Source organism: Saxibacter everestensis, assembly GCF_025787225.1.
Lineage (GTDB): Bacteria > Actinomycetota > Actinomycetes > Actinomycetales > Brevibacteriaceae > Saxibacter > Saxibacter everestensis.
This window is the reverse complement of sequence record NZ_CP090958.1, coordinates 382383-397004: the sequence shown is the minus strand read 5'-3', so window position 1 is coordinate 397004 and position 14622 is coordinate 382383. Positions and strand designations below refer to the sequence as shown.

The 14622-nt window shown below is 63.6% G+C and carries 12 protein-coding genes; 4 read left to right on the top strand and 8 right to left on the bottom strand.

All coding sequences use genetic code 11. The features are described from left to right. Positions 1-121 precede the first annotated feature (121 nt). The gene (locus LWF01_RS01865; RefSeq protein ID WP_349639340.1) at positions 122-1084 is read left to right on the top strand and encodes a class I SAM-dependent methyltransferase; all 963 of its coding nucleotides are present in this window, start codon (positions 122-124) and stop codon (positions 1082-1084) included. Positions 1085-1108: 24 nt separating this feature from the next. On the opposite strand, the gene LWF01_RS01860 is transcribed toward LWF01_RS01865, so the two are convergent. From LWF01_RS01860 to LWF01_RS01850, 3 genes are all read right to left on the bottom strand, one after another. Further along, a complete protein-coding gene (locus tag LWF01_RS01860) occupies positions 1109-1894 on the bottom strand; it encodes an alpha/beta fold hydrolase (protein WP_349639339.1) in 786 nt (261 codons plus the stop codon). A 122-nt stretch (positions 1895-2016) separates the two neighbouring features. Continuing rightward, entirely contained in the window at positions 2017-2361 is a 345-nt protein-coding gene (locus LWF01_RS01855) for a DUF2516 family protein (RefSeq protein WP_349639338.1), read from the bottom strand. A gap of 47 nt (positions 2362-2408) precedes the next feature. Beyond that, positions 2409-3524, bottom strand: coding sequence for an FUSC family protein (locus LWF01_RS01850; RefSeq protein ID WP_349639337.1), 1116 nt, complete (start codon positions 3522-3524; stop codon positions 2409-2411). Positions 3525-3652: 128 nt separating this feature from the next. Here LWF01_RS01850 and pepN point away from each other — a divergent pair, with 128 nt between their 5' ends. Then, positions 3653-6328 carry an aminopeptidase N gene (pepN, locus tag LWF01_RS01845; RefSeq protein WP_349639336.1) on the top strand — a complete coding sequence of 892 codons (2676 nt, stop codon included), beginning with the start codon at positions 3653-3655 and terminating at the stop codon, positions 6326-6328. Positions 6329-6488: 160 nt separating this feature from the next. Here pepN and LWF01_RS01840 read toward each other — a convergent pair whose 3' ends face one another. The 3 genes from LWF01_RS01840 to gabT form a co-directional block, all read right to left on the bottom strand. Further along, entirely contained in the window at positions 6489-7565 is a 1077-nt protein-coding gene (locus tag LWF01_RS01840; protein WP_349639335.1) for an LLM class flavin-dependent oxidoreductase, read from the bottom strand. Positions 7566-8042: 477 nt separating this feature from the next. Beyond that, on the bottom strand, positions 8043-8303 hold the full coding sequence (locus LWF01_RS01835; RefSeq protein ID WP_349639334.1) for a hypothetical protein: 261 nt from the start codon (positions 8301-8303) through the stop codon (positions 8043-8045). A gap of 232 nt (positions 8304-8535) precedes the next feature. Next, complete coding sequence (gene gabT / locus LWF01_RS01830) at positions 8536-9915, bottom strand: 4-aminobutyrate--2-oxoglutarate transaminase (protein ID WP_349639333.1); 1380 nt, start codon at positions 9913-9915, stop codon at positions 8536-8538. A gap of 102 nt (positions 9916-10017) precedes the next feature. Between gabT and LWF01_RS01825 the strand changes: the two genes are divergently transcribed. Next, complete coding sequence (locus LWF01_RS01825; protein WP_349639332.1) at positions 10018-11625, top strand: PucR family transcriptional regulator; 1608 nt, start codon at positions 10018-10020, stop codon at positions 11623-11625. Positions 11626-11693: 68 nt separating this feature from the next. Beyond that, a complete protein-coding gene (locus tag LWF01_RS01820) occupies positions 11694-13133 on the top strand; it encodes an amino acid permease (RefSeq protein WP_349639331.1) in 1440 nt (479 codons plus the stop codon). Between the two features lie 100 nt (positions 13134-13233). On the opposite strand, the gene LWF01_RS01815 is transcribed toward LWF01_RS01820, so the two are convergent. Both LWF01_RS01815 and LWF01_RS01810 read right to left on the bottom strand, forming a co-directional pair. Next, positions 13234-14088, bottom strand: a complete 855-nt coding sequence (locus LWF01_RS01815) for an IS3 family transposase (RefSeq protein WP_349639330.1) — start codon at positions 14086-14088, stop codon at positions 13234-13236. After that, the gene (locus LWF01_RS01810) at positions 14085-14522 is read right to left on the bottom strand and encodes a helix-turn-helix domain-containing protein (protein WP_349639329.1); all 438 of its coding nucleotides are present in this window, start codon (positions 14520-14522) and stop codon (positions 14085-14087) included. The genes LWF01_RS01815 and LWF01_RS01810 overlap by 4 nt, the downstream gene beginning before the upstream one ends. Between the last annotated feature and the right edge of the window lie 100 nt (positions 14523-14622).

Below are 14622 nucleotides of genomic sequence, written 5' to 3'. Positions count from 1 at the left end.
GGAAAGCCGGCCAGCGTTGGGAAAGCCGGCCAGCGTTGGGAAAGCGCCGACCAGCGTGTACTTGATCACATCTGCCCAATGTGGTTAGCCGGTCCATCGATGCGGCAAATAAAATATTCCAGTGCAAAAGCTCCCCCGTGTCTCGTCTCCGCTGGGAGCGATCACCCGCGGCACAACCAATCCAAACCGGCTTCGCCGGATCGACCGATGGATGGTTTCGCAACTGGAATTGCGCCTCCGCTCGCGCCCGTCGGCGCTCGTTGTGGACCTGGGCTACGGCTCTTCGGGCGTCACGCCTGCCGAACTACGAAGCCGGCTGGCGAAAGTCGACGCACGATGCCGGGTACTTGGGCTGGAGATCGACCCTGCCAGAGTGGCGTCGGCTCAACCCTGGGCCGGGCCGCAACTATCTTTTGCGGTCGGCGGCTTCGAGATCAGCACGCCAGGCGGCGAACACCCGCTGGCGATCCGGGCTTACAACGTGCTGCGACAGTACGGCGAGACAGAAGTATCGGCGGCCTGGCGGCGGATGTACGAATCCCTCGCGCCCGGAGGCCTCCTGGTGGAGGGCACCTGTGACGAGCTCGGACGGCGCTGCTGCTGGCTGGCCTTCGAAAAGCCGGAAGCTGCCGCGGGTGGCGCCGCAACCCACTCGATTGCTACCGATATCTCGGTTGACCTGCAGCCGAGCACGTTCACGATCTCGGTCGACGTCAACGACCTGGCGCAACCCTCCGATGTGGCGGCGCGGCTGCCGAAGGCGCTGATTCACCGCAACACTCCCGGCTATCAGGTGCACGAATTCCTTCTGCGTCTTGACGCAGCCTGGTATGAAGCCGCGGCCTGGGAAGGCTACGGACGGCGTCAACGCTGGATTCGGATGTGCCACTCGCTCAAGGAGCAAGGGATGCAGGTCGTCAGCGGCAAGGCCCGGTGGCGACTCGGCGAGCTGACAGTTGCCTGGTCGGAGGTCGCCGACCGGTCGATGGCGGAACCAGCCATGTCATCCCGCGAGCAAGCGGCGACCACTAACGACGCGACCGGATACAACCAGGGAGCACTCATCCAATCGTCGGGGAACTAGTCGTGAGGGACGAGACGTCGGGAATTAATCGTTGAGGAACCCGTTGATGATTTCGCGGATTTTGCTTCGTCCGAGCCACAAAATAGATCCGGCGGGCAGCACAACCAGCTCTGCATTCGGCAATGCCGCAGCGTAGGCCTCGGCTACTTCGACCGGGTGCGCTTCATCATCCTCGTGCGTGAGGACGAGAGTCCTCGCCTGTACCGCGCCAAGTGCGGCAGCGGAATCTACCGCACGCTCGCTCGGCAGGGTCAGGCCGAAGCGCGCGTCGCTGTTAACGATGAGTTCGGCCTGATGCTCAAACCAGGCTTGGGCTGCAGGCACGGCCCGGACTTCCTCCGGCTCCCGCAAGGCGAGTTGCTGCGCGATCCCGGCGGTGTCATGCCGCGCCGCGAGCTCGACCATTCGATCGACCCGCGACATCATCCGGGTACGCCCAGCGCTGCGGGTTGTGCCGTCCAGCACGGCAGGGAGCACGAAGGCGGCCTTCTCGAAACGATCCGGCGAGTCGGCGAGCATCCGGGCCAGCGCACCGGCTCCCATCGAGACGCCCAGCGCCCGGGTTGCTTCGACGCCATCGGCTGCGGCGCGCAACTCACCCGCAAGCTCTTCGTACGTCCATCGCGAACTCGGGGCGGGCCGTCCGCCATGGCCACGAAAATGCATGAAGGCGCGTGTGCCGGAGACTCCGGTGCCAAACGGTCGCGTGTCCCGAATCGATCCACCGAAACCGTGGGCGAACAGGGTGACCGGTTTACCCGTTCCGTACTGCTCCACGAACGCGGGCGTGCTCAAAATGGCGTCAGACATAGTCTTCATAGCGTACGAGGCGGCGCTCGATACCCACTCGGCGCGGTGAGCGGCCCGGTTTAACCGGCCTGCTCGACACCCGGTCGGCGGCCCACCAAGCGCTCGGTCGATGCGCTGTACGGCTACCAGCCGCCGTACGGCCCCTGATTTCTGTCCCGGCTACGCCCCTTGCCGCCGACGGCGCGTAGCGCAGGACGGACATCGGCAAGGAAAACGGCGGCAGCGACGAAGCCGACGATGCTCAGGATGCCAAGCACCTGCAGCGACACCCCGCTGAACGGCAACCCGAGAAATCCGATCAAAGTTGCGGCACCCACAATCGATGCCCAGAACGTCTTGGTCCGCTTGCCCGCGCTCACGTAGCTGTCCTTACTGTGCCGGAGTGCTTCGACCAGGGCGAAGACCTCGACGGCGAACAGCACGAATGCAAGGATCAGAAACAACCAGGATTGCGCTTGACCAATCATGGCACAAGCCTACCGAACGTGGCTGACAGCGAGCTTAGAGTGCGCGGCTAGAGGTCGGGAAGCCGTTTGACCGCGGCCGAGCTGGTGAGTCCGGCGGCCTGCAGCAGGTCGACGGCCATCGGACGCAGCAGCAGCACGAGGCTGTCGCCCTGCAGGTCCTTGACAGTCAGGTTCCGGGGGTCGAGGATCGCCGCTGCCTCACTCAAGATCCGCTGCGCCTCCTCGCGTGAGCTGCCCTTCAGCAACGCCTGGTTCAACTCACGGGCACCTTCGGCCATTGTGCTGACGGCGTCTGCCAGTTTGGGTCGCGGCACGCCTTCGGCCGCCGCGCTCTGCATCCGTCGGGCGACCACCCGGACAAGCCGCATGGCCCGATCCGCGTACTCGCACGCCCGGGCCAGACGGCTGACTTCCGCGGCATGCCGTCGCTGAGCCGGCGATATCCTGGCCGCCTCCTGCGCGATCTTGGCCGACTTCTCCCAGTTCTCCACCAGCCCTTGGCTATCCCGGCCCCGGGTCAGTGCCCGCTCGGCGGCATGCGGGTCGGAGCGACGGGCGGCGTCCGACAGCTCGTCCAGGATCTCCGCGATCTCACGCAACAGCGCTGAAGCGTTTCGTCGTGGTTCACGCCGGGGATCACGCGGCATCAGGCCCGCCACCAGGAGGGCGACGACGCCGCCGACCACGGCATCCTGTGTCCGTTCGAACGGTGCACTGCCCGTAGTTGCCGGCACCACGACGACGTAGATCGACTGGATGCCGAACTGCATGGTGAACAGCGCGCCGCTGTTGAGCATCTGGGCAACCAGGAAGGTAAGCATCATGACGACGAATATCTGCCAGACCCCGGTGCCGAGCAGGTGGACCATCACCTCGCCAACAGTCACTCCAAGCACGGCGCCGATGCTGAACTCGATCGCCCGGCGCACCCGAAGATCGGCAACCACGCCGACACCGACTGCGGCGGCAACCGCCGCGAGGAATGGGTACTGGTGTCCCAGCACAAAAACGGCGAAGGCGTAAGCGCACGTGGCAGCCAGCGCGGCCTGCAGTAGCTGCCCGAACCGGCCCTGGATTCTGCGGATTCCCTGCCGCCAGCGGTTTTTCAGCACCAGCAGCGCCTGCCGGTAGGCCTGGTAGAACTGGGTCGACGAAGTGCTCACGGCACTACTCTGCCCTATCCGACGGTCGCAATGCCGCTTTCCGTCCGGGATTGCATCCCAGTTTGCCGCCGGCAAGTTTCGGCACACGAAACTCACACGATCCGGCAAAGAAGTGTTTGACTAGTTTGGTGAGCAATTCAAATCTGAGCCGAGCAGAAGCCGCTGAGCGGAGTCGGATCCTCGACATCGACAGCTACCACGTCGCCCTCGATCTCAGTGAAGGCCGTGACCCCGAAGAGACCGGCTATGACTCGGTCACCACGATCCGCTTCCACGCCACGGAGGCCGCGACCACGTTCATTGACCTGATTGCGGCGGAGGTACGGGTCGTCGAACTCAATGGGAAGCGGCTTGATCCGGATGCCGTCTTCGACGGAGCGCGGATCACCATCCCCGGCATCGTGCAGGGCGAGAACTCCCTGTGGGTGCACGCCCGGGCCAATTACTCACGCACCGGCGAAGGCCTGCACCGCTTCGTCGACCCGGCAGACGGCGAGACCTATCTATACACGCAGTTCGAACCGACAGACGCGCGCCGGGTGTTCGCGAATTTCGACCAGCCTGACCTCAAGGCCCGGTTCAGCTTCACCATCGTCGCTCCCGACGACTGGCTGGTGCTGTCGAATTCGGCCGCCCCGGAGCCCCAGCGCGTCACCAACGCCACTGCTGCCTGGGAATTCCCGGCGACAGAACGCCTGTCCAGCTACATCACCTGTATCGCCGCCGGGCCGTGGACACGTTTCACCGATACCTGGACGTCGACCACGTCGGACGGCCAGCAGCTGTCGATCGAACTGGGTGCCACGGTCCGCGCGTCGCTGGCGAAATACCTCGATGCAGATGAGATCTTCGAGGTGACGAAGGCTGGAATGCAGTTCTTCCATGGTGCTTTCGACTACCCCTACCCCTGGGGCAAGTACGATCAGCTGTTCGCCCCGGAATACAACCTCGGCGGGATGGAAAATCCGGGACTGGTGACGTTTGCCGAGAGCTTTGTCTTTCATTCGACCGCCACCGAGGCCGATCGGGAACGCCGGGCCAACGTGATAATGCACGAAATGGCGCACATGTGGTTCGGCGATCTGGTCACGATGCAATGGTGGGACGACCTGTGGCTCAAGGAGTCCTTCGCCGACTACATGGGTTCGCTGGCAGTTGCGGAAGCCACCAGGTGGAAAAATTCCTGGGTCACCTTCGCCAACCGTCGCAAGGCCTGGGCGTATAAACAGGACCAGCTGCCGACGACACATCCGATCGTCGCCGACATTCCGGATGTCGAGGCGGCGAAGCTGAATTTCGATGGCATCACCTACGCAAAGGGAGCCGCCGTCCTCAAACAGCTGGTCAGCTTTGTTGGCCGGGAGGCCTTCTTCTCCGGTGCCCGGCAGTATTTCCGCGACCATGCATTCGGGAACACTACGCTGGTCGACTTCCTGAAGGCGATGGAACACGGCGCGGGTGACCGGGACGTTCGTGAATGGGCGGACTCCTGGCTGCAGACCGCCGGAACCTCAACTTTGATCCCGGAGATATCCACCGACGATGCCGGCGTGATCACATCTTTCGTGATCCGCCAGGAAGCGGTGGACCCCACCACCGGCGAAGACGCTCCGCGGCCGCACCGGATCGCCATTGGCTTCTACGAACTGGTTCGAAACGAGCTTCGCCGGACACACCGTTCCGAGGTGGATATTGCCGGGCCGTACACCGAGATTCCCGACCTGAGCGACCGCAAACGACCCGCGCTCGTCATCGTCAATGACGACGATCTGACGTTCGCCAAGGTTCGGCTCGACGATCAATCGCTTGGCACCGTCCGACGACATCTGTTCCGGCTGACCGCGACAATGCCGCGGGCCCTGATCTGGTCGATCCTGTGGAACGCGACCAGGGACGCGGTGCTTCCGGCCGGAGACTTCCTCGAGCTGGCAGATCGGCACCTGGTGCACGAAACGGATCCGAGTCTGCTCGCCACCGTGCAGGATCAGGTGATTCAGGCAATCGATCATTTCGTGCCCCGCGAGTTCCACCTCGATGCCGTCGACAACACGCTCTGCAGCGCTCTCGATGCGCTGTCCACCGCGCAGCCTGGATCAGACCGGCAGCTCGACACCATGCTTTTCGTCATCCGGCTTACCGGCAGGGTGCCATCCGGCGCCGGCTATGGGGCAACCGGTGCGACGTCCGGTAGTGCGGAGACCCCTGCAATAACAGCTTCCCGGACGCTGCTGCAGGCGCTGCTCAGGTTGCCGATCGATGCGGACGCCGGCGCTGGCCGGGAGACCACGGCGCTCGCCGGGCTGAAGGTCGATACCGAGCTGCGCTGGGCGGCGCTGACCGCGCTTACCGCGACCGGATACGCGGACCTGGACGATATCGCGGCCGAACGGGCCGAGGACAGCACCAGCTCGGGTGAACAGCATGCGGTGCGCGCCCGGGCAAGCCGGCCGTTGCCCATCGTCCGCTCGCGTGCCTGGTCGGCGGCGGTCGAACACGACACGCTGAGCAATGACCTGCTTTCGGCAACGATCTCGGGATTCGTGCATCCGGCGGGGTGGCATCTGATCCAGGACTACGTCGGACGATACTTCGACATGCTGGAACCCGTATGGTCAAGCCGCAGCATCGAGATCTCCCGCCGTCTCGTCGCCGGGCTTTTTCCGCACTGGGCAGCCGACAAGGCCCGCGCTGCGCATCGGGCGCAGTCCTGGCTGGACGGCCACCAGGAAGCACCCGCTGGGCTGCGCCGGCTGATCATCGAAGGCCGCGATGAGCTTGAACGGGCGCAACGAGCGGCGCAGTAGCTCAGCGGGTAACTGGGTCGTTAGTCCCAGGCCGCACCGGCGCTGGGAGGGTTGTGGGTCGCTAGACCCAAGCCGCACCGGCGCTGGGAGGGTTAGCAGTCGATTGTGCGGCTTTAAGCCTCCCACCGAGCCTCAACCCTCCCTCCGGCCGAAAAATGCCTTAAAGCAGTTCCTTGCCGAGCAAACGCAGAGTCTGCACCCTCGCTTCCGCGGAGTCAGCCGGTTCACCGCGGTGAGCCGAGGCGACTGGATTGACCATCACCTCGTCGACCCCGAAGGTTTTGGCGAGCTGCCGCAGCTGGCCTGCCGCATTGGACGGCGTGCCGATGATCCAGTGCTGTCGCATTCCTTCGATCAACGCCAGTTGCTGCGCCGGCAACGATGTGTCGGCTGCGTCCTGCACGAGGGCCAGCGGTTGGAGTGGCTCGCCGCTGCGCAACCTGGCCATTGCCTGCAATTGCGGAAGCGCAAGTTCGCGTGCCTCATCGTCGCTTTCGGCGACGACCGCGTTGACCGTCAGGAACGTCGTCGGCCGCGCTGCCAGGTCGCTCGGCCGGAACTGGCTGCGGTAGGCCTGCAGCGCCGCCGCGGTTCCCTGGCCGGCAAAGTGATGGGCGAAGACGTATGGCATCCCGTTAGCCGCTGCGAGCTGCGCGGAATAGCCGGATGAGCCGAGCAGCCATACCTTCGGTTCCGACACCGCGTTCGGCGTCGCGCGCAGGACGTAGTTCGATCCGCCACGCATCGGCACGTTGACGCCGCGCGCGCTCATCAGCGCTATCACGTCCGCGACGTACTCGGGAAACTTCTGCACAGGGTCCTGGTCGGTGCCTTGGCCCACGTGCCCTCGGAGCGCCATCGAGGTCACCGGATCACTCCCCGGTGCGCGACCGATGCCCAGATCGATCCGGTCCGGGTAAGCGGCCTCGAGCAACGCGAACTGTTCCGCAACCGCGAGCGGGGCGTGATTGGGCAGCATGACGCCGCCCGAGCCGACCCGGATGCGTTCGGTGCGCGCGGCCAGATGCGAGATCACCACCGGAGGCGACGTAGCCGCAACCGCCGGCATATTGTGATGCTCCGCCACCCAATACCGGGTGTAACCGGCAGCATCGGCCGCCTGTGCCACATCCACCGAGGCGGCGAGCGCCGAGCCGGTGGTCTGGTCCGTGCGCACCGGCACAAGATCGAGGGCGGAAAGTTTCAGGGGGTTCTTCCGAACTTCGTCATGACTCACGATTGCCATAACGTCACAGCCAGGACGAAACTTCCCGACGACGGGCGTGAGCCAGCTCGCAGGTGTGCTCACTGGGGCATGAGCCACTCGGTACGAGGTTGCGCCGAGTCGCGCCGAGATCTACGGGTTCGCGCCGAGGCTGCAGCGGCTACCCAGCTGATATCCACGGGGTCGCGCCGAGGTTTGCAGGAGCTAACCGGCAAGTAACCCTCGAAATCTCACGATGCGAGCGGAAAACAGCCCGCAACATCGGCCAGCACCTGCATTTATGAGCCCACGGCACGGATGGTGCTCGACCCCGACTACCGCTGAAGGCGCGGCACTGCGTTAACCAAGCCGCCATATTCCCGGCGAGCGGTACCCCAGACTGTGCGCGTCAATAAGCACGGCTCCCCGGTCACCGGACAAGAGGCGTCACCCGGAACCTAATCCGGGCGGCACCTCACCCTGGTCACTTGACCGGAATGGGCTAGAAAATCAGAAGTCCAAGTCCTCGTACCCGGAATTCAGCTTCTCGAGCTCAGTTGCCAGTCGAATTCGGCGGGCGTCAACAACATGCGGCTCTCCGTTGCGGTCATCGACGTATGCCTGGTTCTGACTGTCATACATAGTCAACTCACCGATGATGAGTCCCGTTCTACCGATTCGTGCCTTGATCCTGGCCCGCTTCGAGTTTGGCTGAGCTGCCACGATGTCGCCCTCTTCAGGACGACGGTTCTGATCAGCACTGTTTTGCAAATCCCACACTCCTGCACCCGGCGCCCAACCGGCAATCCAGGGAGGTCGTATCCGCTGGGCCTTCGCAGACTACGTGAGAACACCCAACTGCAGTCAGACGGCGCGTAGATTGCGAACGCGTGGCCAGCACATGCATTTGTACTCCGGGCCGAGCACAAAGCAGATCGCCCCGGACCAGTTTGGTCCGAGGCGATCTGCCGGGTGCCGAAGTTAGTGCCGGCGCCTGAGTGCCCTATTCGACGATGGCGGCGAACGCCTCGTCCAGGATGTCCAGGCCCTCGTTAAGCAGGTCGTCCGAGATAACCAGCGGCGGCAGGAAGCGCAGCACGTTTCCGTACGTTCCGGTGACCAGCACCAGCAGACCGGCAGCGTGCGCGGCCTTGGCCACCGCAGCTGTGGTCGCAGCATCTGGCTCGATGGTTCCCGGCTTGGTGATCTCGATGGCGATCATTGCGCCGCGTCCACGCAGGTCGCCGATGACCGGGAACTTCCCCTTCATCGTGGTCAGCCGCTCGGTCATCAGCTCGCCGATGTGCGCGGCCTTGCCGATCAGGTCTTCCTTTTCGATCGTCGCGATCACGCCAAGAGCCGCGGCGCAGGCGACCGGGTTGCCGCCGTAGGTTCCGCCCAGGCCGCCGCCGTGCACGGCGTCCATGATTTCGGCGCGGCCGGTCACCGCTGCCAGCGGCAGGCCGCCGGCGATTCCCTTGGCCACAGTCATCAGGTCGGGAACGATGTTCTCGTCTTCACAGGCGAACAGCTGTCCGGTGCGGGCGAAGCCGGTCTGGACCTCGTCGGCGACAAAGACCACTCCGTTTTCCTTCGCCCACTCGACCAGGGTCGGCAGGAATCCGGGAGCGGGAACGATGAAGCCGCCCTCGCCCTGGATCGGTTCAATCACGATTGCGGCGAGGTTCTTGGCCCCGACCTGCTTTTCGATCATCGAGATGGCACGCTTCGCGGCGTCAGCGCCGGAGAGCTTGGTGCCGGCCGCGTCATTGTCGCGCAGGGGGTACGACATCGGAGCGCGGTAGATTTCGCCGGCGAAGGGACCGAAGCCATCCTTGTACGGCATGTTCTTCGCGGTCATTGCCATGGTCAGGTTCGTACGGCCATGGTAGGCGTGATCGAATACGACAACGGCGTCTCGGCCGGTGGCATGACGCGCGATCTTCACCGCATTCTCGACTGCCTCGGCACCGGAGTTGAAGAGTGCGGTCTTCTTGGCATGGTCGCCGGGAGTCAGCCGATTGATCGCCTCGGCAACCTCGATGTATCCCTCGTACGGCGTGACCATGAAACAGGTGTGGGTAAATCGCGCAACCTGGTCCTGTACCCGGGAAACAACTTCGGGTGCGGAGTTACCAACGTTGACGACGGCAATGCCGGCACCGAAGTCGATCAGCTGATTGCCGTCGACATCGCGCAGGATTCCGCCGCCCGCTGCCGTGATGTACACAGGCAGTGTCTGGCTGACACCTGCGGCAACTGCGGCCGACTTGCGGGCCTGCAATTCGACCGAGCGTGGGCCGGGGATTTCCGTAACCAGTTTGCGCTCCTGGGTGAGCGCCGGGCCGCCTGGAACCGCGGCATCTTCATGCGTGGAAGTCATAAGGCGAGATTACGCCCGCGACCGCTTCGGTGTCTTTGTACGTTTCGGCAGAAGTAGCGGACTGAATAGTTCATTTTGGCGTAGTAATGGGATGATGGTGGGATGGCGATTTCCCTGCGTTCCCTCACCGACGACCAGGATCTCGACCTCCAGGTCATCGTCGAGGGAGACCTTGACGCCGAAATCACCTGGGCGCACGCCACCGAACTCGACGATCCGAAGCCCTATCTCAATGGTGGCGAGCTGATACTCACGCTCGGTCGTTCCCGCGAGCTGACCCCCAAAGCCTGCCGGACCTACGTGCGCCGCCTCGTAGCCGCGAGAGTGGCGGGCCTGGCATTCGGCGTCGGTCTGGGCCACCGGAAGGTGCCGGCTGCCCTCGCCGACGCCTGCATGGCGAGCGGACTGACTCTGCTGGCCGTGCCGAAGCCAACGCCATTCATCGCCATAGTAAGGACAGTCGCCGAAGCGATCGCAGCCGAACAGCGCGAAGAGGAATTGTGGCTGCTCAATTCGCAGCGCGCTCTCTCCCGCGCCGCCTCGTTGGGTGGCGGCATCCCCGCGGTGATCGACCAGCTCGCAAAGGCCACCGGACGATGGGTCGTGCATTGCGGGATGGATGGCGCCCCGCTGCACAGCGCCGGATCCAGGATCGGCGGCAATGAACTGATCGCGGACTTCGACGCCGACATCCGGCGTCTGCTCGCGGGACCACCCCGTGGGACGGCCAGCGTCACCGCACCGGATCGGACAGTTGTCATGCACGCACTCGGCGCTGGCCGTCAGGTACAGGGCGTGCTGTTGCTCGGTGGAAACACCTCGGTCACCTCGTCGGTGAACACCCTGCTGGCCAGCGCCGTCGCACTGACCGCCATCTCGCTACGACAGGACACCGAACTCACGGCAGCACGAGCTTCGCTGCGCTCGGCGCTACTGGCGCAATTACTGAACGGCCAGCTGGAATCCGTCCGGCAGACGGTTCGCGCGCTGGGCACGCCGCTGCCCCGATCCCCCGTGACGGCACTCCTCGTCCGCGGATCCGCCGCGCAGCTGGAGGCCGTCGAAGAGGCCCTGGCACAGAGGGCAGAAGCGACATTGCTCCACATCCGTCAGGATCGGCTCATCCAATCTGCGGAGCAGAAACCGGCCCAGAAAGGGATAGAGCTGGCCGGATCCGGATTCTTCCATGCCTTGGCGAACTCAGAGCTGGTAATCGTCTGCCGGGCGAATGAGGCAGCCGAACTTGCTGACTTCAGCGCCCGCACTGCTGAAGTCAGCCTCGGCGTCAGCGCGCGGCACAACTGGGCCGATATCGGCCAGGCCGTCTCCGAAGCCCGTACGGCGGTCGATGCCAGCGGCGGCACCGGAATCCGCTGGTTCGGCGACCTCACCGCAGACGGCATGCAGGTGCTTACCAGACTTCCCGGTCTGCGGCTGCTGGCGGAAGAAAGGCTCGCGCCGGTGATCGGATACGACGCACAGCACAACACCGACCTGCTGACAACCCTCGGCTGCTGGCTCAACCACTCGGGAGCCTGGGATGGCGCCGCCACCGAACTGGGCGTGCATCGGCACACCGTCCGATACCGGATTCGGCAGATCGCCGAGCTGCTCGACGCTTCATTTGACGACCCCGACGCCCGGTTCGAGCTGTGGTGGGCATACCGGGTGTTGAAGGCACAAGATGACGTGGGCCACAAACTGGCGTAAGTTTTCTTCTCGGCTAGACAGCGAACGGCTACCGGCGTTCCTCCATGCAGATTAGAAACAGGACAAATATGGCAATCGATTCGTCGCCCCCCAAAGGTGAAACGAAACAAGGCACATCCGGCACCCTCGGAACAGGCCTGAAGTCCCGGCATGTCACGATGATTTCGATCGCTGGCGTAATCGGGGCCGGACTTTTCGTCGGCTCGTCCAAGGCAATCGCCCTCGCCGGACCGGCAGTTCTGATCGCCTACCTGACGGCCGGGCTGCTGGTGGTCCTCGTGATGCGGATGCTCGGCGAGATGGCCGCAGCGAATCCGGACTCCGGGTCATTCTCCACATACGCGGATCGCAGCATCGGTCGCTGGGCCGGCTTCAGCATCGGCTGGCTGTACTGGTGGTTCTGGGTCCTGGTCATCCCACTCGAAGCCGTCGCAGCGGCAATCATCCTCAACAGCTGGATTCCCGCTGTCGCAACCTGGATATGGGCGTTGGGCATCACCCTGATCCTGACCATCACCAACCTGGTAAGCGTCGGCAACTACGGCGAGTTCGAGTTCTGGTTCGCCCTGTTGAAGGTCGTCGCAATCATCGGATTCATCGTCATCGCCGGCCTGGCCGTCCTCGGCCTGCTGCCGGGATCCAACGTCAGCGGTGCCGAGCACCTGGTTAGCGACGGTGGCTTCTTTCCGAATGGATTCGGAGCCGTTCCTGCTGCCTTGCTGACCACGATGTTCACTTTCATGGGAACCGAGATCGTCACCATTGCCGCCGCCGAGTCGGCCAACCCGGCAAAGGAGATCCGCAAGGCGACGAACTCGGTCATCTGGCGGATCAGCCTGTTCTACGTAGCCTCGATCTTCCTCGTGGTCTCGCTGGTGCCCTGGAATTCCGAGGTGCTCGCCGCGAATGGCTCGTTCCAGTCGGCACTCGACGCGATCGGCATCCCGAACGCCAAGATCATTATCGATATCGTGATCCTGGTCGCCGTCGCCTCCTGCCTGAACTCGGCCTTGTACACCGCGTCCCGGATGATGTTCTCGCTGGCACAGCGAGGCGATGCGCCGAAGTCCATAGCCAAGGTGTCGAAGAATGGCGTGCCTACGAATGCGGTGCTGCTCTCGACAGTGGTCGGCTTCATCGCGGTCGGATTCAACTTCCTGGCACCGGAGGCAGTGTTCAGCACGCTGCTGGCGACATCGGGCGCCGTCGCTCTGCTGGTATACCTCGTGATCGCCGTTTCACAGCTACGGCTGCGTGCCAAGACAGAGGCGGCCGGAACCGAAATGCCGATCAAGATGTGGGCATTCCCGGTACTGACCTGGCTCGTGATCATCTTCATTCCGGTGGTGCTGATCTACATGGCCATCGGTTCAGATCTGAAGCTCGAACTGTACGCCACGGCTATTCTCGCTGTCGTCGTCGTCGCAATCGGGCTGATCGTGCAGCGCCTCAACAAGGGAAAGCACGGCGAGGTCGTGAAGGAAGCAGAAGTCACGTCCGGGCACTGACGCCCTCAGGTTGACGGGCCGCCATCCCTTTTGGGGTGGCGGCCCGCTCTACGCTCTCTTTGAACTGGTCCCCATTTGTTGGACTGTCCAGTTAGAGAGTCTAGGCCGCGAGGGTCTGGGTCCGGTATCGCACCGGGCTCAGGCCCTCGAGTCGTTCTGAGAGGCGGTCGTCGTTGTACCAGCGGATGTACTCATGCAGGGCTGTCTCTAGCGCGTCGATGTCCAGGTAGCGGACGTGGTGGAAGCATTCTTCTTTGAGGTGGCCGAAGAAGTTCTCGATGACCGCATTGTCGTAGCAGTTGCCCTTGCGGGACATCGACTGTGTCGCCCCGGTATCGGCGAGTATTTGCCGCCAGGAGCGATGTTGATACTGGAACCCTTGGTCGGAATGAACCAGCGGATACTGCCCGGCCTCGAGCGTTGCGATCACCTCACGCAGTGGCGCGTTCGTCAGCTGCAGGCTCGGTGACGTGCCGATCGAATAGGCGATGATCTGCCGGTCAAACAGATCCATGATCGGCGAGAGGTAGAGCTTGCGATCGCCGACCCGGAACTCGGTTACGTCGGTGACCCACTTCTGGTTCGGGGTGTCCGTGGTGAACTCGCGATTCAGGAGGTTGTCGGCGATCTGGCCGACCTCGCCCTGATACGACACGTAACGGCGCTTGCGGCGCGAACGGCAGACAAGCCCGAGGTCGCGCATGAGTTTCAGAACGGTCTTCTTCGCCACCTGCCCGCCGGCGTTGAGTAGTTCCCGATGCACGCGGCGATGCCCGTAACGGGACTTGTTGGCGGAGAATATCTCCGTGATCGCGACTTTCAGCTCGGCCTGCGGATCCGGGACGTCCAGCCGCGCCTGCTGATAGAAGAACGTTGAACGGGGCAATCCCGCGATCTGGAGCAGCAGGTCGAGCCGGTGCTCAGCCTTGAGGGAGACGACAGCGCGGACCTTCACCGTCGTTCTTGCGCCCTCAAGGCCCTCAATTTTCCCAAGTATGCGACCTCCGCCCGAAGCCGCTCATTCTCGCGCCGCATCCGCACTACCTCGGTCGATTCACTCGGAGCGGAGTCAGTCTCCACTGATTTGCCGGGAGAGCTCGGTCTTAGCGCTTCCTCGCCCTCATTCCGGTACTTCCGCGCCCACGTCTCAATCAGCTTCGGCGAGGACAGATCGAACTCGCGAGCCAGCGCGACCTTCGTCTCGCCCGCCAAGAACCTGCGCACGACGTCAAGCTTGAACTCGAACGAAAACGAACGCTTGGTCGGCTTCGTCACCAAGGCCCCGCTCCCACGAACCCGCCAACGGTCATAAAGCCGATGCACCGGGTTCTCCCGAACCCCGAGATGCCTGGCGGCAGCACCCCAGCTCCACTCGGCCTCGAACAACACTATCGCTGCTTCACGCTGACGCTCTGATAGCGAACTACCTAGATACACGAAACTGGCCCCCGGAAATCGGAACTGAAGTCATCAGTCCAACTTCCGGGGA

Coding starts and splice junctions, on each gene's coding strand:
- LWF01_RS01860 (WP_349639339.1), bottom strand. CDS start 1,894: ATGTCTGACGCCATTTTGAGCACGCCCGCGTTCGTGGAGCAGTACGGA.
- LWF01_RS01825 (WP_349639332.1), top strand. CDS start 10,018: ATGGCGATTTCCCTGCGTTCCCTCACCGACGACCAGGATCTCGACCTC.
- LWF01_RS01820 (WP_349639331.1), top strand. CDS start 11,694: ATGGCAATCGATTCGTCGCCCCCCAAAGGTGAAACGAAACAAGGCACA.
- gabT (WP_349639333.1), bottom strand. CDS start 9,915: ATGACTTCCACGCATGAAGATGCCGCGGTTCCAGGCGGCCCGGCGCTC.
- LWF01_RS01855 (WP_349639338.1), bottom strand. CDS start 2,361: ATGATTGGTCAAGCGCAATCCTGGTTGTTTCTGATCCTTGCATTCGTG.